We start from the raw sequence: 20,605 nt of genomic DNA, 5'->3' as shown, positions 1-20,605 counted from the left end.
CCGTCGAGGGGCATTCCCAACTTAATGTGCGCAACGTTCCGCGTACAAAATTGTCGCCAATCGCGTTCTGCACAATATCTACTGCCCCGGACTCGCTTCGAGCGGTTGCACCGTGATAAACGTTGCCGGACCCGTTACGAGCCTGCGCGACAGTGAAAAACATTCGCGTTTCGACCGGCTTGGCTTTCGGGCAACCTCGCTCGAATTTTATTCCTGAATATTTCTCCTGACTTACTCCATCACTGGCACCAACGGAACCCTCACAACCATCAGAAGCAACTTGGCCAAATGCGGCCTGCGCGCCAAACCACATAACTACCAGCACAACGGCCCGCAACACGCCCATCATATGCACCTCAATAAAGGCGAAGTCCCTGTGACTACGTCAAGAAAAAAGTTCACGCTGAAAGGCTGACACTTTTTGGAACGATAGGCATCCTTAACCTTGTGGATAAGCCTACACAACTTGTGCCGCAATACATTAGCCGCCAACGGGACAGTTCGAACCTGATTCGGTTTGTCGAGACTCCGGTGACTCAGCCAACCGAAAGACGAAGATGCGCTTCTCCAGTATGCGAAAGCCATACGCTATAGAGCCCTGTGTGTCCGGTAAGCCCGGGAATGAGCGTTCGCTCACGGGGCTGTCTGCACCACCGAGCTCAAGCACCTTCCGATGACCCTATATGCCTTCCGATCTGTCGCATGTGCAAGTTGCGGTGTGACTTTGAAGGTGCAAACGCTGCTCAGCCACACCACGCATGGGGGACAGGACCTGGATTTGCGGCCCTCAGTACAGATTACTGTCGACAGCACGGAAGCCCATGAGTGCCCGGTGTGCCACTTTTGTGCGCCGGAGTTAGACGTCGACCTGGGCACGGTGTCACCGCGACTGCTGGTGCGGGACAAAGACTATCAGGCCAGGCTCGCGCATCCGGCACACCCAGAGCTCGCTCGTCGCTTGATGGCATGGGCCTGGCTGGCTGACGCCTGTGGCATGCGGGCTGCCGCGGCTCTGTCCATGCTGAAGGCGGCCTGGGTTTGCGACGACGCGACGCAAGGCGGCGACATGGCGGCGAGGCGCATGGCCCTGGACATCCGTCAACAAGCAGCTAAGGCATTCGAGGCATGCCTGCTGGCCGGTGAGTCTCCATACCGTGAGCGTGGGCTCGCCCAGGCGGTGCTTGCCGATGTGCTGCGTCGAGCGCAATGCTATGACGAAGCGGCGAACATGGCCGCAGTTGGATTGACGCAGATTGGCGCAGAAAAGGAGGCAGAGGTCGTGCGCGACATGCTGCACTTCCAGTGGGTACTGGCCCATGAGCGCAATGATGGGCGGTGCACGATTGCACAAGCTCGTGCCGCTGGCCCGGGTGCGCCGGAAAGAGAGGCGTTACGCGTACAGCAACAGCGAGAGCGAGCGGAGAAGCGCGCCCAAGAGCTGCATCGCGAGCAGATCCGCACCTCGCCACTTAAGGCCTTCCGCTCGTTGCAGAGCAGTTCGCTGGGAGTCTTCCAGTCTCCGCCAGTCGCGCGCACCGATGGTGCCAACGAAGTGCAGCGGTTCGAGGCCGACATGAGCATGACGACAGCACCGCATCAACTCGTTCGGATTCTGAGCAACAGCATTGGGGCCTATGGCTGGAGAGCGGCCCAAACAAAATCGGCCCTGGCTCTGGCATTGATGGACAGGTTACCCCGTGAACTCGTGTCGGTTCAGTACCGCGACCATTGGCTGCAGGAATGTGCGGACTGCCCTGACCTTGTCGACTACCTGCGACATTGCCTGCGCAACACCACGGTTATCGAATGGAACTATCAGCCGGGGCAGCGAGATGGACCTGGTCCACACCCACCGGTGTATGGTCGAAGCCGCTGAAACGGCTGTCCTGCATCATCGAATACCTTGTTCGGCGCAGGGCATAGAGGCCAGCGTCAATGAAATCGCTGCAAGGCTCGATGAATCGCCCCGGGTTTTCTAGACACCTCTGAGCCTCAAACGTGAGGCCCAATAGGAGGTGCCATGAGTAAGCAGAGATACCCCGAAGAATTCAAGACCGAAGCGGTCAAGCAGATCACCGAGCGCGGGCACAAGGTGGCCGACGTATCAGCCAGGCTTGGCGTGAGCCCTGACCGGCCTGCTCGCAGATGGCTTGCCTGACACAACTGCTCATTGGGATTGTTGAGCGGTGCTGAGCAGTCGGGCGATAGCGCCTTGCCGTTCTGCGATTGCTGCGTTCAATCGGGGCACCCATTCTCCCCAGGCCCCACCCCGCTTCGCGGCGATGTGCACCGTCGACGCTGCCAGTGGGCGCTGCCCCACTGTGATCAGCTGTGAGTCAACGCCCGCCTCTTGAATGCGCTTCCTCAGCTGGCTCAGGTCGTCATTGAAATGCGTCACAACAAGTACGTCGCATCTGCCAGCCAAGAGCATGCGCAGCCTGGCCGCAAAATCGCCGTGCACATAGTCCAGCTTCAGACCCGGGTTGGCCGCATAGAACTGGACCCCGTAGTCGGCACCTCGGGCAACGCACGTGCGGAGCCCCGCAAGACGGGTCGGTGCTGACCCCGTGGAGTCAACTCCCACACTCAACGCCCAAACTCCGCTGGTGAAGATCGAGGTCGAAAAGTCCAAGAGCGCAGCACGCGCAGGCGACGGCGAGACGCCAAATCCGAGAGCGATTCCTTGCTCAGCCATCTTCAGCACGCGAGCGAAAGGGACCCGACTCACCTCCCACCGGATTCCCATGGCTTGAGCCAGTTCGTCGAGTATCGAGGTGATGAACGGCGCGTTCGTCGATTCAGGCACGGCCATGGGAACCACGACCTGTCTCGCCTTTGCCAAGGCTGGAACACATGCCAGGCCCGCAGCCAGGAAACTTCTCCTGTGGAGTCGTCGATTGCGCGCGCCTGCCAGCGCATCACCATCAACGAGGTCGGCGACAGGGGTGAGGGTAGGGCCAAGCTTCATTTCAAGCGCCTTTCTGCTCGTCGTATCCCGGAGTCGAGTTCAAGGCTTGAGGATAATCACCAACTTGCCCCTTGAAGATCTCGTACTCAGCGATCTGTGTGGCTCGGACCGCTAATCCGTAGGTCCCAGGTTCGAGCCCAGGTCGAGGAGCCAGATAGAGAGCCTCCAACATCGCAAGGTGTTGGGGGTTTTTCTTTGTGCCGAGCTGCTGATCATTCCCGACGACGAAATTTTCATAGGTAGAGCGCCATTTCAGCGAGCCAAATGTATAAGGGGTGGCGAATACTCTTTACTCGATAGCAAGGCTAGAACCTGCTCCAAATATCCTAGCCAACAAGGAGACATCTGCTCATGAACGTCCTGACTCGAATGAAGATCGGCCCCCGGTTGCTGCTTGCTTTCGCCGTGGTGCTCACGCTGACACTGATCCTCGGGATCTTCTCCATCAACCGCATCGGCGCAGTGAACGCATCGACGACAGATTTCGCCACGAACTGGATGCCTGGCACACGCTATCTGGGCAATTACCTGGGCGTGGTATCGGCGATGCGGCGTGCCGAGGCTCGGTTCGTCATGTCAAACGATCCGGAGAAGTACAACCCCCAGATCAAACGGATCGATGATCTGAAAGACAAAGCGCAGCAGGTGTGGAAGCAATACGCTGCCACCGTCAGTAGCGAAGAAGAAAAGCGCTTCCAAACCTCCATCGAAGCCGCATTCGGCGAGTATGTAGCCAACGTCGCTCAACTGATGGCACTGAAGCACAGCGACGCCGACTTCGATGCCACGGCCAGGGCTCGCTACGACAAAGGTTTGGCGCCCTTCAACACGATGACCGAGAGCATTGAGAAGGACATTGAATATCAGACCCAAGGCGGCGACATTGCCTACAAGGCTTCGCAGGATGCGTACGCCCAGACACGCTGGGCCGTCATCGGCCTGCTGGTCGCGGCGCTCGGCATCGGTGCCCTGCTCGCGTTGATGATCACGCGCTCCATCGTCGGTCCGATCTCACGTGCTGTCGTGGTGGCACAAACCGTGGCCTCCGGCGATCTCACTTCCGACGTGCGCTCCGAGAGCACTGACGAGACAGGGCAGTTGCTGGATGCGCTCAAGCAGATGAACGACAGCCTGGTGAACATCGTCGGGAGCGTGCGCAACAGCTCTGACTCGATTGCCACGGGCTCGACAGAGATCGCCACCGGCAATGCCGATCTGAGCCAACGCACGGAAGAGCAGGCCAGCAATCTTCAGGAAACTGCGGCCTCGATGGAGCAATTGACGGCCACCGTCAAGCAGAACTCGGACACGGCGAATCAAGCCACGCAGCTGGCCAGCACGGCGAGCCAGTCGGCCGAGAAGGGCCTGCGGGTGGTCACTCAGGTGGTGTCCACCATGGGCGAGATCAGCGACAGCAGCCGCAAGATTGTCGACATCATCGGCGTCATCGACGGCATCGCATTTCAGACCAACATCCTGGCCTTGAACGCAGCCGTCGAGGCAGCCCGGGCCGGTGATGAAGGGCGTGGCTTCGCCGTGGTGGCATCGGAAGTCCGCAGCCTGGCGCAGCGGTCAGCCAATGCGGCCAAGGAAATCAAGACCTTGATCGGCGCAAGCGTCGAGAAGGTGGAGTCAGGCGCCCGGCAGGCTCAGGAAGCAGGCCAGTCGATGGGCGACATCGTCGCCCAGGTCAAACGCGTGAACGACCTGATCAGCGAGATCAGCGCGGCCAGCCTTGAGCAGAGCAGTGGCATCGGTCAGGTCGGAGATGCCGTCAACCAGCTCGATCAGGTGACCCAGCAGAACGCTGCCTTGGTGGAGGAAAGCGCTGCGGCGGCCGAGAGTCTGAAGCATCAGGCCGCACAGCTCGCGCAAACGGTGGCGGTGTTCAAGCTCGGCTGATTCTTTTGGTCCACGCACCGAACCAGCAGCATCCGGGCTACCCGTCCGGTCATGCCACTGTCAGTCCATGCCTCGCGTCATCACCCGCCATGAAAGCAAGCACAGCACGGCCAACCTGGGTACCGGTGCGGCTCCGTTAAACTTCCGGAACTCAGAAATTTGCATTGGCTCTGCCGTCAGCCCGCAGGCCCCTGGTTAGATCCCAGGTCGAAGAGCCAGGCAAAGAGCCCCAGCATCGCAAGATGTTGGGGCTTCTTTCATTCCAGCCGCGAGGAGTCTTCGATGAGCGACAACGCCCTGCCCCCCTGCCCCCAGTGCCACTCGGCCTACACCTACGAGGACGGCGCGATGCTGGTCTGCCCTGAGTGCGGACATGAATGGTCGGTGCTGACGCAGGAGGCTAGCGCCGCCGATGAAGCGCGCGTCATCAAGGACGCCGTAGGCAATGTGCTGCAGGACGGCGACACCGTCACGGTGATCAAGGACCTGAAGATCAAGGGCTCGTCCCTGGTGGTCAAGGTCGGCACCAAGGTCAAGAACATCCGATTGACCGATGGCGATCACGACATCGACTGCAAGATCGACGGCATCGGTGCAATGGGGCTGAAGTCGGAGTTCGTGAAGAAGGCTTGATGCGCCTCGCCACCACCTTGCCATCGTCTGCCCTGCCATGCCGGATCAACACAGCTCTTCCAACGAACACGTCAAGCCCTTCGTCTACCAGACGCTCGACTCCAAGTCCCTGCACTTCTCCATCTGCGAGATCCAGAGCCGCATGCAGACGCAGCGGCCTGATGCGCTGGATCTCGACTACACCCGCACGATGATGGGAGCGCTGCTGTTCAACAGCAGCCCTGACACCTTGGCCATGATCGGCCTGGGCGGTGGCTCGCTGGCGAAGTTCTGCTACCGGCACCTGCCGGACACGCGCATCAAGGTCGTCGAGATCAACCCGCACGTGATCGCCCTGCGCGATGAATTCTGCGTGCCCGCCGATGACGAGCGGTTCAAGGTGCGGCGCGGTGACGGCGCCGACTTCGTGCGCTTCCCGCCCTACAAGGTCGACATGCTGATGGTGGATGGCTTCGACAGCGACGGCCAGCCGCCCGCACTGTGCTCGCAGCGCTTCTATGACGACTGCCACGAGGCCCTGCAACCCAACGGGCTGATGGTGGTCAACCTGCACAGCGGGCATCGCCACTTCGACAGCTTTGTGTCGCGCATGCAACGCAGCTTCGGCGAGGAGATGCTGGTCGTGCCGGACAGCGATTGCAGCAACAGCATCGTGTTCGCTTGCAAGGGCTTGCTGATGCGTCGATTCAAACCCTCCCTGTTGCGCAGGCCCGCCAGGTTCGACAGCCAGACCTGGGACGAGCTGATGCCTGCTTTCGCCAAGGTGAGTGACGCGGTCCGCCGGTGGCAACAGCCGGGCTAGCACCCTGGATGCGCTGATCCTGATGCGACTGCCGGGCCCGAAAGAGGCCGCGAAGCGCGCACCTTTGCGCCCGTCTCAGGCCCGTCTCCGGCCTGTCTGCGGCCTGTCTATCACTCGTAAATCCTGATCCCTGAGTCCCTGTTGTGTGCGCGGATAATCCGCGGCCACTCTCGACCGAGACCACCCGATTCCTGACATGAGCGATTTCCGAGTTCGCCGCTGGGCCGCTTGGGCGCCAGGCCTGCAGACGCAAGAAGCCTGGGGCGCCTGGCTGGCGGCGCCTGCCTGGCCCTTGCCGGCGAAAGAGGCCGTGGCGCCGCTGGCCGAGGTGCCTGCCATGACGCGCAGGCGCATCGACCCGCTGGGCCGCGCCGCCCTGCAGGTGGCCTGGTGGGCCCAGGGCGACGCGCCGACCGGGCCCGTGGTCTTTGCCTCGCGCTGGGGCGAGATCGCCCGCTCCGTGGCCCTGCTCAAGCAACTGGCCGAGGGCGAGGCCCTGTCGCCCACGAGCTTCAGCCTCTCGGTCCACAACGCCAGCAGCGCGCTCTATTCGATTGCCCGGGGCGACACGGCCAACTACTCGGCCTTGTCCGCAGGCCCGGCCAGCGCGGCTGCCGGGGTTTGCGAGGCCCTGGGCCTGCTGGCCGACGGGGCGCCTCAGGTGCTGGTGGTGTCGGTGGAAGGCGAACTGCCCGAGCCCTACCAAAGCTTTGAAAAGCAGCCCGGGCCGCTGCGCGCCTGGGCCGCACTGCTGGAGAGCGCCGACTCAGGCCTGCGCCTGCGCGCCACGCCGCCCGAAACGGTGACTGACGGCGAGCCTGCCTGGCTGCCGCCCGACCTGGCCACGCTGCGCTTCCTGGCAGGCTCCGCCCCAAGCTGGGAGCAGCGCGGGTCAGCGGGTGGCTGGTCGTGGAGCCGCCATGGTTGAGTGGCTACGTTGGCCCGGCCGCCTGTGGCGCATCTTTGCCACAGCCCTGGCCTTCGCCTGTTTCGGCCTCGGCGGCATGCTGCTCTGGCTGCTGGTCTTCCCGCTGCAGGCCCTGCTGTATCGCGAGGCCCTGCGCCGCCAGCAGGCCGCCCGCACGGTGGTGCAGGCCACCTTCCGGTTGTTCATAGGCTGGATGCGCCTGCTGGGCCTGATCCGCTACCAGATTCAGGGCGCCGACAAGCTCCAGCGCCGTGGCCTGCTCATCCTGGCCAACCATCCAACGCTGATCGACGTGGCCTTCCTGATCGCCCTGGTTCCCAATGCCAGCTGCGTGGTCAAGGCGGCGCTGTCCAACCACCCCTGTACGAGGGGGCCGGTTCGTGCCACGGGTTACATCTGCAATAATGCCGGCGCTGATTTGTTGCTGGCTTGCACCGATTCCGTGAGGGCGGGCAGCAACCTGATCATCTTTCCCGAAGGCACGCGGACGCAGCCCGGGCAGACCTTGAAGATGCAACGCGGAGCGGCTCAGATCGCCTTGCGCGGCGGCCTGGATATCACGCCGGTGCGCATCCGTTGCGAGCCTCTGGGGCTGTACAAGGGCCAAGCCTGGTGGGCAGTCGCCAGGAGCCCGCTGCGATTCACCATCGAGGTCGGCGACGACCTGCCCACCGCACCCGTGCTGCAAGCGGCCGGCGGCGAGCATGGCCGGGCTGCCCGGCAGCTGACGGAACGACTGGTCCAATTTTTTTCAGAGCCCACAAAGCCAACAATCACGGAAGTCACGAAGGGGAGCCATGCAAGCGCTGGAACAGGAAATCAAGGAGCTGCTGATATCAGTGCTCCAACTTGAGGATCTCAAGCCGGAGGACATCAACGCCGAGCAGGCCCTGTTCGTCGAAGGCCTGGGCCTGGATTCCATCGACGCACTGGAACTCGGCCTCGCACTGCAGAAGCGCTATGGCCTGAGCATGGCCGCCGACTCCGCCGAGACCCGCCAGCACTTCGCCAGCATCCGTGCGCTGGCGCAGTACGTGTCCAGCCACCGCAAGCTCGCCGCTTGAGCGTCGATTCGAGACTGGCCATGACCGACCAAGAAATCTTCGAAAAGCTGCGCAGCATCCTCGTCGAGACCTTCGACATCGAGGCCGACCGCGTGTCTTTGCAAGCCAAGCTCTACGACGACCTGGACATCGACAGCATCGACGCCGTCGACCTGATCGTGAAGCTCAAGCCCCTGGTGGGCAAGCGCCTGCAGCCCGAGGCCTTCAAGGCCGTGCGCACCATCCAGGACGTCGTCGACGCCCTGCAAGGCCTGCTCAAGGCCGGCGCCGAAATCGACGGCAGCCCTGCGGCGGCCTGAGGCAATAGGGCACGCCATGCGCTGGGCCCTGGTGCTGGCCCTGACGGGCGCATATCCGCTGATCGTGTATTTCAGCCTGGGGCATGTCGAGCCCCGCTACCTGGCCCTGCTGTTGCTGGTGCTGGGCGGTTTGCGCTGGATGGCCGGCGGTGCCCAGGTCTTGCAGGGACGCTGGCTCGCGCTGGCAGCCCTGCTGCTGGCCGGCAGCACCGCCCTGCTCAATGCAAGCCTGCCGCTCAAGCTCTACCCCGTGCTGGTCAACCTCGTACTGCTGTTGGTGTTCGCCATGAGCCTGGTGCGTGGCCCCAGCATGGTCGAGCGCATCGCCCGGCTGCAGGACCCCAATCTCGACGCCCATGGCCAGGCCTACACCCGCCGCGTCACCGAGGTCTGGTGCGCCTTCTTCGTGCTGAACGGCGGCATCGCCCTCGCCACCGCACTGTGGGCGTCGGCCGAGACCTGGGCGCTCTACAACGGCCTGATCGCCTACCTGCTCATCGGCGCCCTGATGGGCGGTGAATGGCTGCTGCGCCGAACACTGCGCGCCCGCCACGCGAGGTCCGAAGCATGACGCCAGCCGAGCGCCTGGCAGCGTTGTTGACGCTGCCCCCGCCCGCCGTCGCCGGCTGGCGCCGCCACGAACCGGTCGCAGGTGCCGATTTCCTGCAGGAGGCCGGGCGCTGGCAAGCCGCCTTTGCGGCGCACCCGGGTCAGCGCTTTGCCCTGTTCTTCCAGGACAGCCTGCGCTTCGCGGCCGCGCTGTTCGGCCTCTGGCAAGCAGGCAAGCAGGCCTGGCTGCCCGGCGACCTGACCGCGGCCAGCCGCCAGGCCCTGGCGGCCCAGGTCGACGCCCTCGCCTGCGACCAGCCGCCGCCCCCCGAGCTGCCGCGCATCGAGCCGGCCGACACGGCGGCCACGGCCAGCACACCGCTCGACCCGAACGCCTGCCAGCTGGTCGTCTTCACCTCCGGCTCGACCGGCGAGCCGCAAGCCCTGCCCAAGCGCCTGGGCCAGCTGTTCGACGAAATCACCGCGCAGGAGCAGGCCTTTGGCGCCACCGCGCCAGCAGCCGTCGTGCTGGCCAGCGTCTCGCACCAGCACATCTATGGCCTGCTGTTCCGCGTGCTGTGGCCGCTGGCCACGGCGCGGCCGCTGCAGGCCCAGACCGTGGTCGTGCTGGAAGACATCGCCGAGCTGACGCCAACGGGCCACCGCGCCATCCTGATCGCCAGCCCGGCCCACCTGAGCCGCCTGCCGGACTGGCAGGCGCCCGGGGTCGAGCAGGTGTTCAGCTCCGGCTCGCCGCTGCCCGATGCCGCCCTGCCCGACTGCCTGCGCGTCTTCGGCCATGCACCCATCGAGGTCTATGGCAGCAGCGAAACCGGCGGCATCGCCTGGCGCCAGCGCCAGGACGGAGCAGCAGCACATTGGCAGGCCCTGCCCGGCGTGCAATGGCGCATCGAGGACGAGCGGCTGTGGCTGCGCTCGCCGCACCTGGAGAGCAGCGACTGGATGCCTGGCGCTGATCGCGCCCAGGCCGTGGCCGGCGGCTTCGAGCTGCGTGGCCGGGCCGACCAGATCGTCAAGATCGCCGAGAAGCGCGTCTCGCTGGCCGCCGTGGAGGCCGCGCTGCGCGCCTCGCCGCTGCTGGCCGAGCTGCGCCTGGTGCTGCTCACCGAGCCGCGCGAGCAACTGGGCGTGGTGGCCGTTCCGAGCGAAGCCGGCTGGCAGCTGCATGACGGCCAGGGCCGGCGCGCGCTGGCCGAGGCCTTGCGGACCCGCCTCGCTGACGTGGTCGAGCGCGTGGCCCTGCCCCGGCGCTTCCGCTTCCTGCCCGAACTGCCGGTCAATGCCCAAGGCAAGGCCACGCAGGCCCGGCTGCTGGCCGAGTTCGATCCGCGCCGCCCGCTGCTGCGCGCCATCCAGACCACCGCATCTGGGCAAGACCTGACCCTTTTCATCGATTCGGCGCTGCCGCAGTTCGAGGGCCATTTCCCCGGCCATCCCATTCTTGCGGGCGTGGTGCAGGTGGAGTGGGCCCAGCTATTTGGCCGCGAGCGCTTCGGCATCGCTGGTGAGTTCGCCGGCATCGAAGCCCTCAAGTTCCAGCAAGTGATCACGCCCGGCCAGCAGGTCACACTGTCGCTGGCCTGGACGCCGGGGCGGCTCGATTTCCGCTTCCACGCCTCCGGGCGCCCGTTCTCCAGCGGGCGGATCCAGTTCAGCACCCCATGAAGCTCGGCGCCGTCATTCCCGTCTACAACCACGGCGGCCCGGTGGCTGGCGTGGTTGCTGCGCTGCGCAGCCACGGCTTGCCCGTGCTGCTGGTCGACGACGCGAGCGAGCCCGGCTGCGCCACGGTGCTGGACGAGCTCGCCCGGCTGCCCGAGGTGAGCCTCGTGCGGCTGCCGGTCAACCAGGGCAAGGGCGTGGCCGTGATGACCGGCCTGCGCCGGGCCCACGAGCTAGGCTGGACGCACGCCTTGCAAATTGACGCCGACGGCCAGCACGACACCGGCGACGTGCCCAGGTTCGCCGCGGCAACAACGGCCAAGCCCGAACAGCTGATCTGTGGCTGCCCGATCTACGACGACAGCGTGCCCCGGGCGCGGCTCTACGGCCGCTACGCCACACACATCTGGGTCTGGATCAACACCCTCTCTTTCGAGCTGCGTGACTCCATGTGCGGCTTCCGCATCTACCCATTGGCCGCCACGCTGCAGGCCATGCAGGGCCAGCATCTGGGCCGGCGCATGGACTTCGACACCGAAATCGCCGTGCGCCTCATCTGGTCCGGCATGCGCGTCACCAACCTGCCAACCCGCGTCCGCTATCCCGAGGACGGCGTCTCGCATTTCCGCGTCTGGCGCGACAACGTCCTGATCTCGGCCATGCACACGCGGCTGTTCTTTGGCATGTTGCTGCGCGCGCCGCGCCTGCTGTGGCGCAAGGTGGTGCCGACATGACGGCCCGCGCCAGACACTGGGCCGCGATGGGCGAATCGACCTTCGTCGCCGGCATCTGGTTCCTGTTCGGCCTGCACCGACTGCTGGGCCGCACCGTGGTCAGCCTGCTGCTGTGGCCCATCGTGGCCGTGTACTGGCTGCTGAAGCCGAGCCTGCGTGCACACAGCCTCGACTACCTGCGCCGCGTGCAGCCCCAAGCCGGCTGGCGCGAAGGCCTGGCCCATGTGCGCCTGTTCGCAGAGACCATGCTGGACAAGCTGCTTGCCATGGCCGGCCGCTACCCGCTCGCGCGCGTGCAGACGCGCGGCAGCGAGATCGTCCACGCGCAGGCCCGCAGCGGCCAGGGTGCCGTGCTGGTCACGGCCCACACCGGCTGCCTGGAGCTGTGTCAGGCCCTCGCCGAGCAAGCCCCCGAGCTCAAGGTCAATGTGCTGGTGCACACCAAGCACGCCGAGAGCTTCAACCGCATCCTGGCGCGGCTCAACCCGCAGCGCCGCGTCGAGCTGATCGAGGTCACGGCGCTCGACATGGGACTGACGCTCAAGCTCGCCGAGCGCGTGGCGGCCGGCGAGTTCATTGCCATCGCCGGCGACCGCGTGCCGGTGCGCGGCAGCAAGACGGTGACCGTGCCCTTCCTGGGTGCGGAGGCCGAATTCCCGGTCGGCCCTTACCTGATCGCCGGCCTGCTCGGCTGCCCGCTGATCCTGATGCTGTGCCTGCACGAAGGCCGCGGCTATGCGCTGGAGTTCGAGCGGCTGGCCGACCAGGTGCAACTGCCGCGCCGCGCCCGTGAGCAGGCGCTGGCCGAACACGCCGGCCGCTTCGCCGACGCGCTGGCCGCCCGGCTGCGCCGCTCGCCCTACGACTGGTTCAACTTCTTCGCCTTCTGGGAAAAGCCCCTCGCATGACAAGCACTCCGACCATCGTCTTTGACGGCCAACGCCTGCGCATCGAAGACATCGTCGCCCTGGCGCATCGCCAGGCCGCGGCCCAGCTGGGCCGCACACCCGAGTTCCAGGCCCGCATCCAGGCCGGTGCCGACTTCGTTGCCAAGCTGCTGGCCGAAGATGGCGTGATCTACGGCGTCACCACCGGCTATGGCGATTCCTGTACCGTGGCCGTGCCGCCGGCCCTGGTCGCTGAGCTGCCGCACCACCTCTACACCTATCACGGCATCGGCGCCGGCGCCCTGCTCAGCCCCGTGCAGACCCGTGCCGTGCTCGGCGCCCGCCTGGCCTCGCTGTGCCAGGGCCTGTCGGGCGTGAGCCTCGACCTGCTGCGCCAGATCGAAACCCTGCTCGAACACGACATCCTGCCGCTGATCCCCAGCGAAGGCTCGGTCGGCGCCAGTGGCGACCTGACGCCGCTGTCCTACCTCGCGGCCGTGCTGTGCGGCGAGCGCGAGGTCAGCGTCCAGGGCGAGACCCTGCCCGCCGCCGAGGCCCTGCGCGCCGCCGGCGCCACGCCGCTGCGGCTGCGGCCCAAGGAGGGCCTGGCCATCATGAACGGCACGGCCGTGATGACTGGCCTCGCATGCCTGGCCTATGCGCGTGCCGACTACCTGGTGCGCCTGGCCACGCGCCTCACGGCGATGAACGTGCTGGCCAGCGCCGGCAATGCCCATCACTTCGACGAGACGCTGTTCGCCGCCAAGCCCCATGCAGGCCAGCAGCGCGTGGCCGAGCGCCTGCGTGCCGACCTGGCCAGCGACCGGCCCTCGCGCAACGAGCACCGCCTGCAGGACCGCTACTCGCTGCGCTGCGCGCCCCACGTCATCGGCGTGCTGGAAGACGCCCTGCCCTGGCTGCGCAGCCTGATCGAGAACGAGCTGAACAGCGCCAACGACAACCCGCTGATCGACCCGGTCGAAGAGCGCGTGCTGCACGGCGGCCATTTCTACGGCGGCCACATCGCCATGGCCATGGACACGCTGAAGACCGCCGTGGCCAATGTGGCCGACCTGCTGGACCGCCAGCTCGCCCTGCTGGTCGATGCCCGCTACAACCACGGCCTGCCGGCCAATCTCTCCGGCGCCAGCGGCGAGCGCGCGGCCATCAACCACGGCCTCAAGGCGCTGCAGATCAGCGTCTCTGCCTGGACCGCCGAGGCGCTGAAAGGAACCATGCCGGCCTCGGTCTTCAGCCGCAGCACCGAATGCCACAACCAGGACAAGGTCAGCATGGGCACGATCGCCGCCCGCGACGCGCTGCGCGTGCTGGACCTGGCCGAGCAGGTCGTTGCCGCGATGCTGATCGCCGCGCGCCAGGGCCTGGCCCTGCGCGAGCGCCTCGCGCCGCTGGCCTTGACGCCCGCACTGGCGGCCATGCAGGCCGACCTGGCCGAACGGCTGCCGCTGATCAATGAAGATCGCGCGCTGGACAAGGAACTGCTTGCCCTGATCAACGGCATCCGCCAGCAGGCCTGGAGCTTGTATGCCTGAGCTCTGGCACGAGATCGAGCTCAGCCCGGCCTTCCATGACCTGGACCCGATGGACATCGTCTGGCACGGGCACTACGTCAAGTACCTGGAGCTGGCCCGCAATGCGCTGATGGCCCGCTTCGACTACGACTACCCGCAGATGCGCGAGTCGGGCTATGCCTGGCCCATCGTCGACATGCGGCTCAAGTACGTGGACATGCTGCCCTACGGCCGCCGCGTCATCGTGCGCGCCGAGATCGTTGAGTGGGAGAACCGGATCAAGGTCGACTACGTGATCCGCGACGCCGAGACCGGCAAAGTCATCAACAAGGCCCACACCATCCAGGTGGCCTTCAACATCGCGACGCGCCAGATGGAGTACGTCTGCCCGGCCGTGCTGTGGCAGAAGCTCGGCGTGGAGCCCTCGGCATGAAGCGCCGCAGCTTGCTGATCGCGACCCTGCTGCCGGCTGCGGCGGCATCGGTCATGGCCGCGCCCGATCTCGCCCAATCCGTGCGCGAGCGGCTGCAGCAGCCCGAATGGCTGCGCGGCGATTTCACGCAGACCAAGAGGGTGCCCGGCTTCGCCAAGCCGCTGGTCTCCAGCGGCAACTTCGTCGCGGCACGCGGCCGTGGCGTGCTGTGGCGCACGCTGAAGCCCTTTGCCAGCGAGCTGCGGCTGACGCAGAACGAGATCCGTGCCAGCCAGGGCGGCCAGACCTCGATGCGCCTCGATGCCTCGCGCGAGCCGGCCGTGCGCCTGATCACCACGCTGATGTTCGCCCTGCTCAATGGCGACGTGAGCAGCCTCGCCGAGTTGTTCGAGCTGAGTGGCGGCGCCCAGGGCGCGAGCTGGCAGCTGAGCCTGGTGCCCAAGCGCGGGCCGCTGCAGCAGGTGCTCAAGAAGGTCGAGGTGGAGGGCGACGGCTTCGTACGCCGCATCCAGCTCTACGAGGCCAATGGCGACGAGAGCCTGATCCAGATCCAGAACCCGCGCACCGAGGGTGCGGCCGAGCCGGGCCTGTTCCAGTGAGCCTGGAGCGCGTCACCCGGCGCCTCGCGGGCCTCTGGCTCGTGCTCGTGCTCGCCTGTGTGGCCCACAACGTCTGGTACTGGGCCGTCGCCAAGCGTGCGCCCGTCACCGACATGCTGGCCATGCTGCCGCGCGACGAGCAGCGCCCGCTGGCCGCCGAGGCCACGCAGGCCCTGGCCGATGCCGGTGCGCGCCGCATCAGCGTGCTGATCGGCGGCGGCACGGCGAGTGATGCGGGCCGCGCCGCCGATGCCTTCCTCAAGGCGCTGGGCGATGTGCCGGCCCGCCATCACGTGGACGACGCCGCCCAGAACGCCTGGCTCGGCTTCTATGCGCCAGCGCGGTCCGGCCTGCTGTCTGCCTCGGCGCGCGAACAATTGGCCCAGGCCTCCGCCGCGCAGTTGGCCGACCAGGCCCTGGCCGCCCTCTACCAACCGGTGGGCGGGCCGCGCGTGGGCGCCTGGGCCGACGATCCGATCGGCCTGTTCGGCCAGTGGCTGGCCGAGCGCGGCCGCATAAGCCGTGTGCGGGTGCTGGACGGCCGCCTGATGCTGAACGACCCGGCCGCTTCGGAGCACAGTTACGCGCTGGTGCTGATCGAACTGGCGGGCTCCGGCTTCGAGATTGCCGCCCAGCGTGCGCTGCAACCCAAGCTGGATGCCGCCACCGAGGCGGCGAAGCAGCTCGGCGCGCAGGTCATCACGGCTGGCGTGCCCTTGTTCGCCGCCGCAGCCTCCGATCAGGCCGAGCGCGAGATCCACACCATCGGCCTCGGCTCACTGGTGGGCATCGTTGCTCTCACCCTGCTGGCCTTCCGCTCGCTGCGGCCGCGCCTGCTGGTGGCCTTGTCGATGGCCGTGGGCCTCACTGTCGCCAGCTCGGTCAGCCTGCTGGTTTTCGGCGAGCTGCACCTCGTCACCCTGGTGTTCGGTGCCAGCCTGCTCGGCGTGGCAGAGAACTACGGCAGCAACTATTTCAGCGCCCGGCAAGGCCTGCAGGCCAGCGAGCGCTGGGCCATGTTGGCGCGGCAGATCCCCATCGTCAGCCTGGCGATGGCGACCACGGTCATCGGCTATGCGCTGCTGGCGCTGCCCCCCTTCCCGGGCCTGCGCCAGATCGCGGTGTTCTCGGCCGTGGGCCTCATGGCGGCCTTCGTGACCGTGCTCTGGTGGTTCCCGCTGCTCGATGGCAGGGGCCGCCTGCAGCCCACGCGCTTTGCCGACTGGTTGGGCTCGCGCCGAGCGCTCTGGCCCGCCCTCGGCCGCCGCGGCTTCACGATCCTGCTGCTGCTGTGTGCGCTGCTGCTCGCCTGGGGCGCCAGCCGCCTGCGCGTGGACGACGACATCCGCCAGCTGCAATCGGCACCGACCGCCCTCGTCGCGCAGCAGCGCGAGTTCGCGCGGCTGATGCAGGCCCCGGGGCTGACCCAGTTCTTCGTGGTCCAGGGCCGCACGGAGCAGCAGCTGCTGGAACGCGAGGAAGCCCTGACGGCGCGGCTGCGCGGGCTGCAGGTCGAAGCCCAGGCGGTCAGCGACTGGCTGCCCTCGCTGCGCCGCCAGCGCGAGGACGCGGCGCTGGCATCGCGCCGCGCGGCCGAGTTGCAGCCGCTGCTGAGCGAGCGGCTGGGCCAGCCTGTCGTGCTGGCCGAGGCAAGCCGCGCCGAGCTCGAACCGAAGGTCTGGCTCGCCAGCCCGGTCAGCGAGCCCGTGCGTGCCCAGTGGCTGGGCCCGCTGGGTCGGCCGGACGCTCACTTCACCAGCGTCGTGCTCTTGAAAAACGCCGAGGCACCCGAGACGCGGGAGGCGCTTGCGGCCCTGCAGCTCGAAGGCGTGAGCCGGGTCGACAAAGTCGGCGAAGTCAGCCAGTTGCTGGGCCGCTACCGCCTGATGATGTCGGCCGTGCTGGCCCTCGGTTTCGTGCTGACCTGGGCGGCCTTGGCCTGGCGCTTCGGCCGCCGGGCCTGGCGCGCGCTGGCACCGACGGCGCTGGCCTGTGCACTCACCGTGGCCCTGCTCGCCATCGGCGGCCAGGTGCTGCAGCTGTTCCACATCCTGCCGCTCCTGATCCTGCTGGGCCTGGGCGTGGACTACGGCATCTTCCTGCTGGAGCAGCCCGGCCGGCGCGAGACCCAGCCCTTTCTCTCGGTCACGCTGGCGGCCGCCTCGACCCTGCTGTCCTTCGGCCTGCTGGCGCTCTCCGGCACGCCGGCCCTGCGAGCCTTCGGCCTCACGCTGCTGATCGGCGTCTTCCTGGCCTGGTTGCTCACCCCCTTCTTCATGCCCCATGACTGAGTCCAGAAGATTCTCTCCCCCCAGGCAGCGGGCTTTCGATGCCCGCTTCGAGGCACAGAAGATCGCCTTCGGCCCGGTGGTCTTCCACTGCGTGCGCTACGCCTGGAAGCGCGGCATGCTGCAGGCGCTGGCCGAGGCGGGCGAGACGGGCATCAAGCTGGACGAACTCGAAGCCACTGGCCGCTGGAGCCGCTATGCGCTGAAGCTGGTGCTGGAGTCCTGCCTGTCGGCCGGCGTGGTGCTGATAGACAACGGCCGCTGGCAGCTCGACAAGGCCGGCTTCTGCCTGATCTCGGACGACATCACGCGCATCAATTTCGATTTCGTCCACGACGTCTGCTACCAGGGCCTGTTTGAACTGGAACGCTCGCTGGACGCCGGCAAGCCGCTGGGCCTCGCCCATCTGAGCGGCCTCGGAGACTGGCCCAGCATCTACCCGGTGCTGTCGGAGCTGCCCGAGCCGGCGCGTTCGAGCTGGTTCGCCTTCGACCACCACTACTCCGACACCTCTTTCCCCACCATCCTGCCCGACGTGTTCGCCACCGCGCCGCGCCGCTTGATGGACATAGGCGCCAACACCGGCAAATTCAGTCGCGCGGCGCTGGCGCATGACCCGCGGGTCGAGCTGCATCTGGTGGACCTGCCCCAGCAACTCGCCCTGGCCGATGCCGAACTCTGCGGCGCCGGCCTGCGCGAGCGCGCGCTGCTGCATCCGCGCAACCTGCTCGACGGCGCCGCCACCCTGCCTGGCGGCATGGACCTGGTATGGATGAGCCAGTTCCTCAGCTGCTTCGGCGAGGCCGAGATCGCCAGCATCTTCGAGCGGGTGGCGGCCAGCCTCGCCGAACAGGGCCAGGTGCTGGTGCTCGACACCTTCTGGGACCGCCAGCGCTACGACATCGCGGCCTACTGCCTGATCAACACCTCGCCCTACTTCACCGCCATGGCCAGCGGCAACAGCAAGGTCTACGAGAGCCAGGACTACATCCGTCTGGCCGAGGCCGCCGGGCTGCGCCTGCTGACCGTGCGCGACGGCATCGGCTACTGCCACAGCCTGCTGAGGTTTGCGCGCGCATGAAAGCCATGAACCGCCGCCTGCTCCTGACCACGGCGCTGCTGCTGAGCGCCTGCGCAAGCCGCGCCCCCGCGCCCAGCACCCTGCCCGCGCTGCGCCTGCCACCGGCCGCCCTCGGCAGCGCGCGCTTCACGCTGAGCCAGCGCCTGTCGGTGACGCGGCTGGACCAGCCCGACGCGCCGCCGCAGCGCGTCGACGTGCAGCTGCAGCTCGATGCCACGGGCCTCTTGCTCGCGGCCTTCGCCTTCGGCCAGCGCGTGCTGCTGATGCAGTGGGACGGCCAGGAGCTCGGCGTGCAACGCCACGCCATGCTGCCGGCCGAGGTCGACCCGAACCGCATGCTGCGCGACCTCTGCCTGAGCTACTGGCCGGCCGAGGCCGTGCGAGCCGCCCTGCCCGAAGGCTGGACCTGGGTAGCGACGACAAGCGGCCAGGAGCTGCAGCAACTCGGGCAAGCCCGCTTGGTCATCCGGCGCCCGGCCGCCAACATCGTCGAAATCATCAATTTCTCTGAAGGCTATCAATTGCTGATCGAGTCGCAACCGCAGGAGGGCCCTTGAGCCGGCTCTATCTGTCACCGCCCGGTGTGGTCTGCGCGACGGGCCCGGACCTGGCCGCCCTGCGCGCGGCGGTGTTCGCCAGCGCGCCCTCGGGCGTGGCGCTGAACGACGTCGTCTGGCCCGGCCACTCTCTGCATCTGGGCGCGGTCGCCACGCCGCTGCCCTCGGTCGACGCGCTTCCGCTGGAACAGCGCAGCCGCAACAACGCGCTGCTGCTGGCGGCGCTGGCGCAGATCCGCCGCGAAGTCAATGCAGCGATCCAGCGCCATGGCGCCGAGCGCGTCGGCATCGTGCTGGGCACCAGCACCTCGGGCGTGGCCGAGAGCGAGGCGGCCCTGCTCGCACTGGCCCGCGAGGGTCAGCTGCCCGAGGGCTTCCGTGTCGAGCAGCAGGAGCTGGGTTCGCCAGCCCTGATGCTGGCTGAGCTGCTGGGCCTCGGCGGACCGCATTACGTGGTCTCCACGGCCTGCTCGTCCGGCGCCAAGGCCTTGGCCAGCGGCGCACGCCTGCTGCGCGCCGGCCTCTGCGATGCGGTGATCGTGGGCGGCGTGGACGCGCTGTGCGGCATGACGGTGGCGGGCTTCACCGCGCTGGAGTCGGTCGACGCCGCGCGCTGCCGGCCCCTGAGCGCCACGCGCAGCGGCATCAACATCGGCGAGGGCGCGGCCCTGTTCCTGCTGAGCCGGGAACCGTCGGCCGTGTGCTTGTCGGGCTGGGGCGAGAGCTCGGACGCCCACCACATCTCGGCGCCCGAGCCTTCCGGCCGTGGCGCGCTGGCAGCGATGCGCGAGGCGCTGGGGCGCGCCGGCCTTGAGCCCGCCGACATCGGCTACCTGAACCTGCATGGCACGGCCACACCACAGAACGACGCGATGGAGAGTTGCGCCGTGGCCGAGCTCTTCGGCCTGGCCCTGCCCTGCTCCTCGACCAAGCCTTTGACCGGCCATGCCCTCGGCGCCGCCGGCGCCATCGAGGCGGCCATCGCCTGGCTGACCGTGGCGGGCGACGGCCGCTTGCCGGTGCATCACTTCGATGGGCAGCGCGATGCCGAGCTGCCGGCCATCCGGCTGGTCGCGCCGGGCGACAGGCTGGCGGCCGCGCCGCGCCATGTGATGAGCAATTCCTTTGCCTTCGGCGGCAACAACGCTGCGCTGGTGCTGAGCCATGGCTGAGCTGCCGCCGATCTCCGAACTGGTGCCTCACCAGGGGCCCATGTGCCTGCTCGAGCGCGTCATCGCGGCCGAGGGCGAACGGCTGAGCGCCGAAATGATCGTGCCGGCCCAAGGCCTGTTCAGCCATGAAGACGGCGTTGGCGCCTGGGTCGGTATCGAGTACATGGCCCAGGCCGTGGCCGCCTGGGCCGGATTCCAAGCCCGCCAGCAAGGCGGCGAGCCGCGCATCGGCCTACTGCTCGGCACGCGCCGCTACCGCTGCAACGTCGCGCGCTTTGCACCGGGCCAGCGGCTGCAGGTTGATATCGAGCGCGGCTACCAGGCCGACAACGGCCTCGGCCAGTTCGCCTGCCGCATCACGAGCGAAGGCCTGGAACTGGCCAGCGCACAACTGACCGTGTTCGGGCCCGAAGACCCGACTGCATTCTTGAAGGGAGAAGAAAACACATGAGAGTTGCTATGACAACCGGCCTGCGGGCCGAGCGCCGGGCCGC

At 67.0% G+C, this 20,605-nt stretch carries 21 protein-coding genes and 1 pseudogene; 21 read left to right on the top strand and 1 reads right to left on the bottom strand.

What is annotated here, in order from left to right; genetic code table 11:
- Positions 1–730 precede the first annotated feature (730 nt).
- Together J7U46_RS20865 and J7U46_RS20860 are read left to right on the top strand one after the other, a co-directional pair.
- Positions 731–1,876 carry a hypothetical protein gene (locus J7U46_RS20865; protein ID WP_282829136.1) on the top strand — a complete coding sequence of 382 codons (1,146 nt, stop codon included), beginning with the start codon at positions 731–733 and terminating at the stop codon, positions 1,874–1,876.
- Between the two features lie 144 nt (positions 1,877–2,020).
- A pseudogene (locus tag J7U46_RS20860) lies at positions 2,021–2,125 on the top strand (transposase); the annotation flags it as partial.
- A 42-nt stretch (positions 2,126–2,167) separates the two neighbouring features.
- Here J7U46_RS20860 and J7U46_RS20855 read toward each other — a convergent pair.
- Positions 2,168–2,968, bottom strand: a complete 801-nt coding sequence (locus tag J7U46_RS20855; RefSeq protein WP_282829135.1) for a transporter substrate-binding domain-containing protein — start codon at positions 2,966–2,968, stop codon at positions 2,168–2,170.
- 351 nt (positions 2,969–3,319) lie between these two features.
- Here J7U46_RS20855 and J7U46_RS20850 point away from each other — a divergent pair, with 351 nt between their 5' ends.
- The 19 genes from J7U46_RS20850 (at position 3,320) to J7U46_RS20760 (ending at position 20,562) form a co-directional block, all read left to right on the top strand.
- Positions 3,320–4,870 (top strand): methyl-accepting chemotaxis protein, encoded by a 1,551-nt coding sequence (locus J7U46_RS20850; protein ID WP_282829134.1) that lies wholly within the window; start codon positions 3,320–3,322, stop codon positions 4,868–4,870.
- Between the two features lie 282 nt (positions 4,871–5,152).
- Positions 5,153–5,503 (top strand): zinc ribbon domain-containing protein YjdM, encoded by a 351-nt coding sequence (locus tag J7U46_RS20845; RefSeq protein ID WP_282829133.1) that lies wholly within the window; start codon positions 5,153–5,155, stop codon positions 5,501–5,503.
- A gap of 37 nt (positions 5,504–5,540) precedes the next feature.
- Complete coding sequence (locus tag J7U46_RS20840; protein ID WP_282829132.1) at positions 5,541–6,305, top strand: transferase; 765 nt, start codon at positions 5,541–5,543, stop codon at positions 6,303–6,305.
- A 196-nt stretch (positions 6,306–6,501) separates the two neighbouring features.
- On the top strand, positions 6,502–7,233 hold the full coding sequence (locus J7U46_RS20835; RefSeq protein ID WP_282829131.1) for a beta-ketoacyl synthase chain length factor: 732 nt from the start codon (positions 6,502–6,504) through the stop codon (positions 7,231–7,233).
- A gap of 76 nt (positions 7,234–7,309) precedes the next feature.
- Entirely contained in the window at positions 7,310–8,086 is a 777-nt protein-coding gene (locus J7U46_RS20830; RefSeq protein ID WP_282829130.1) for a lysophospholipid acyltransferase family protein, read from the top strand.
- Entirely contained in the window at positions 8,031–8,297 is a 267-nt protein-coding gene (locus J7U46_RS20825; RefSeq protein ID WP_282829129.1) for a phosphopantetheine-binding protein, read from the top strand. The genes J7U46_RS20830 and J7U46_RS20825 overlap by 56 nt, the downstream gene beginning before the upstream one ends.
- Positions 8,298–8,317: 20 nt before the next feature.
- Positions 8,318–8,596, top strand: coding sequence for an acyl carrier protein (locus J7U46_RS20820; protein ID WP_282829128.1), 279 nt, complete (start codon positions 8,318–8,320; stop codon positions 8,594–8,596).
- A 16-nt stretch (positions 8,597–8,612) separates the two neighbouring features.
- Positions 8,613–9,167: a hypothetical protein gene (locus tag J7U46_RS20815; protein ID WP_282829126.1), complete on the top strand. Its 555-nt coding sequence runs from the start codon at positions 8,613–8,615 to the stop codon at positions 9,165–9,167.
- On the top strand, positions 9,164–10,831 hold the full coding sequence (locus tag J7U46_RS20810) for an AMP-binding protein (protein ID WP_282829125.1): 1,668 nt from the start codon (positions 9,164–9,166) through the stop codon (positions 10,829–10,831). Before J7U46_RS20815 ends, J7U46_RS20810 begins: the two co-directional genes overlap by 4 nt.
- The gene (locus tag J7U46_RS20805) at positions 10,828–11,562 is read left to right on the top strand and encodes a glycosyltransferase family 2 protein (RefSeq protein ID WP_282829124.1); all 735 of its coding nucleotides are present in this window, start codon (positions 10,828–10,830) and stop codon (positions 11,560–11,562) included. The genes J7U46_RS20810 and J7U46_RS20805 overlap by 4 nt, the downstream gene beginning before the upstream one ends.
- Positions 11,559–12,470, top strand: coding sequence for an acyltransferase (locus J7U46_RS20800; RefSeq protein ID WP_282829123.1), 912 nt, complete (start codon positions 11,559–11,561; stop codon positions 12,468–12,470). The genes J7U46_RS20805 and J7U46_RS20800 overlap by 4 nt, the downstream gene beginning before the upstream one ends.
- The gene (locus J7U46_RS20795; protein ID WP_282829122.1) at positions 12,467–14,002 is read left to right on the top strand and encodes an aromatic amino acid ammonia-lyase; all 1,536 of its coding nucleotides are present in this window, start codon (positions 12,467–12,469) and stop codon (positions 14,000–14,002) included. Before J7U46_RS20800 ends, J7U46_RS20795 begins: the two co-directional genes overlap by 4 nt.
- Positions 13,995–14,414: an acyl-CoA thioesterase gene (locus J7U46_RS20790; RefSeq protein WP_282829121.1), complete on the top strand. Its 420-nt coding sequence runs from the start codon at positions 13,995–13,997 to the stop codon at positions 14,412–14,414. The genes J7U46_RS20795 and J7U46_RS20790 overlap by 8 nt, the downstream gene beginning before the upstream one ends.
- Positions 14,411–15,013 (top strand): outer membrane lipoprotein carrier protein LolA, encoded by a 603-nt coding sequence (locus J7U46_RS20785; protein ID WP_282829120.1) that lies wholly within the window; start codon positions 14,411–14,413, stop codon positions 15,011–15,013. Before J7U46_RS20790 ends, J7U46_RS20785 begins: the two co-directional genes overlap by 4 nt.
- Positions 15,010–17,304, top strand: a complete 2,295-nt coding sequence (locus J7U46_RS20780) for an MMPL family transporter (RefSeq protein WP_282829119.1) — start codon at positions 15,010–15,012, stop codon at positions 17,302–17,304. The genes J7U46_RS20785 and J7U46_RS20780 overlap by 4 nt, the downstream gene beginning before the upstream one ends.
- The gene (locus J7U46_RS20775; protein WP_282829117.1) at positions 17,297–18,382 is read left to right on the top strand and encodes a class I SAM-dependent methyltransferase; all 1,086 of its coding nucleotides are present in this window, start codon (positions 17,297–17,299) and stop codon (positions 18,380–18,382) included. Before J7U46_RS20780 ends, J7U46_RS20775 begins: the two co-directional genes overlap by 8 nt.
- Positions 18,379–18,939 carry a DUF3261 domain-containing protein gene (locus J7U46_RS20770; RefSeq protein WP_282829115.1) on the top strand — a complete coding sequence of 187 codons (561 nt, stop codon included), beginning with the start codon at positions 18,379–18,381 and terminating at the stop codon, positions 18,937–18,939. The genes J7U46_RS20775 and J7U46_RS20770 overlap by 4 nt, the downstream gene beginning before the upstream one ends.
- The gene (locus J7U46_RS20765; RefSeq protein ID WP_282829114.1) at positions 18,936–20,111 is read left to right on the top strand and encodes a beta-ketoacyl-ACP synthase; all 1,176 of its coding nucleotides are present in this window, start codon (positions 18,936–18,938) and stop codon (positions 20,109–20,111) included. Before J7U46_RS20770 ends, J7U46_RS20765 begins: the two co-directional genes overlap by 4 nt.
- Positions 20,104–20,562 carry a hotdog family protein gene (locus J7U46_RS20760; protein WP_282829113.1) on the top strand — a complete coding sequence of 153 codons (459 nt, stop codon included), beginning with the start codon at positions 20,104–20,106 and terminating at the stop codon, positions 20,560–20,562. The genes J7U46_RS20765 and J7U46_RS20760 overlap by 8 nt, the downstream gene beginning before the upstream one ends.
- Positions 20,563–20,605 lie beyond the last annotated feature (43 nt).

The organism is Pelomonas sp. V22 (assembly GCF_030014915.1).
GTDB lineage: Bacteria > Pseudomonadota > Gammaproteobacteria > Burkholderiales > Burkholderiaceae_C > JAUASW01.
Note: the sequence above shows the minus strand (reverse complement) of the source record. Positions and strands in the feature narration are given on the sequence as shown.

What these genes read in the sequence shown, in the direction of transcription:
- J7U46_RS20825 (WP_282829129.1), top strand. Translation starts at nt 8,031, where the DNA reads ATGCAAGCGCTGGAACAGGAAATCAAGGAGCTGCTGATATCAGTGCTC.
- J7U46_RS20850 (WP_282829134.1), top strand. Translation starts at nt 3,320, where the DNA reads ATGAACGTCCTGACTCGAATGAAGATCGGCCCCCGGTTGCTGCTTGCT.
- J7U46_RS20760 (WP_282829113.1), top strand. Translation starts at nt 20,104, where the DNA reads ATGGCTGAGCTGCCGCCGATCTCCGAACTGGTGCCTCACCAGGGGCCC.
- J7U46_RS20845 (WP_282829133.1), top strand. Translation starts at nt 5,153, where the DNA reads ATGAGCGACAACGCCCTGCCCCCCTGCCCCCAGTGCCACTCGGCCTAC.
- J7U46_RS20770 (WP_282829115.1), top strand. Translation starts at nt 18,379, where the DNA reads ATGAAAGCCATGAACCGCCGCCTGCTCCTGACCACGGCGCTGCTGCTG.
- J7U46_RS20790 (WP_282829121.1), top strand. Translation starts at nt 13,995, where the DNA reads ATGCCTGAGCTCTGGCACGAGATCGAGCTCAGCCCGGCCTTCCATGAC.
- J7U46_RS20820 (WP_282829128.1), top strand. Translation starts at nt 8,318, where the DNA reads ATGACCGACCAAGAAATCTTCGAAAAGCTGCGCAGCATCCTCGTCGAG.
- J7U46_RS20775 (WP_282829117.1), top strand. Translation starts at nt 17,297, where the DNA reads ATGACTGAGTCCAGAAGATTCTCTCCCCCCAGGCAGCGGGCTTTCGAT.
- J7U46_RS20840 (WP_282829132.1), top strand. Translation starts at nt 5,541, where the DNA reads ATGCCGGATCAACACAGCTCTTCCAACGAACACGTCAAGCCCTTCGTC.
- J7U46_RS20805 (WP_282829124.1), top strand. Translation starts at nt 10,828, where the DNA reads ATGAAGCTCGGCGCCGTCATTCCCGTCTACAACCACGGCGGCCCGGTG.
- J7U46_RS20785 (WP_282829120.1), top strand. Translation starts at nt 14,411, where the DNA reads ATGAAGCGCCGCAGCTTGCTGATCGCGACCCTGCTGCCGGCTGCGGCG.
- J7U46_RS20815 (WP_282829126.1), top strand. Translation starts at nt 8,613, where the DNA reads ATGCGCTGGGCCCTGGTGCTGGCCCTGACGGGCGCATATCCGCTGATC.
- J7U46_RS20830 (WP_282829130.1), top strand. Translation starts at nt 7,310, where the DNA reads ATGCTGCTCTGGCTGCTGGTCTTCCCGCTGCAGGCCCTGCTGTATCGC.
- J7U46_RS20795 (WP_282829122.1), top strand. Translation starts at nt 12,467, where the DNA reads ATGACAAGCACTCCGACCATCGTCTTTGACGGCCAACGCCTGCGCATC.
- J7U46_RS20835 (WP_282829131.1), top strand. Translation starts at nt 6,502, where the DNA reads ATGAGCGATTTCCGAGTTCGCCGCTGGGCCGCTTGGGCGCCAGGCCTG.
- J7U46_RS20855 (WP_282829135.1), bottom strand. Translation starts at nt 2,968, where the DNA reads ATGAAGCTTGGCCCTACCCTCACCCCTGTCGCCGACCTCGTTGATGGT.
- J7U46_RS20800 (WP_282829123.1), top strand. Translation starts at nt 11,559, where the DNA reads ATGACGGCCCGCGCCAGACACTGGGCCGCGATGGGCGAATCGACCTTC.
- J7U46_RS20810 (WP_282829125.1), top strand. Translation starts at nt 9,164, where the DNA reads ATGACGCCAGCCGAGCGCCTGGCAGCGTTGTTGACGCTGCCCCCGCCC.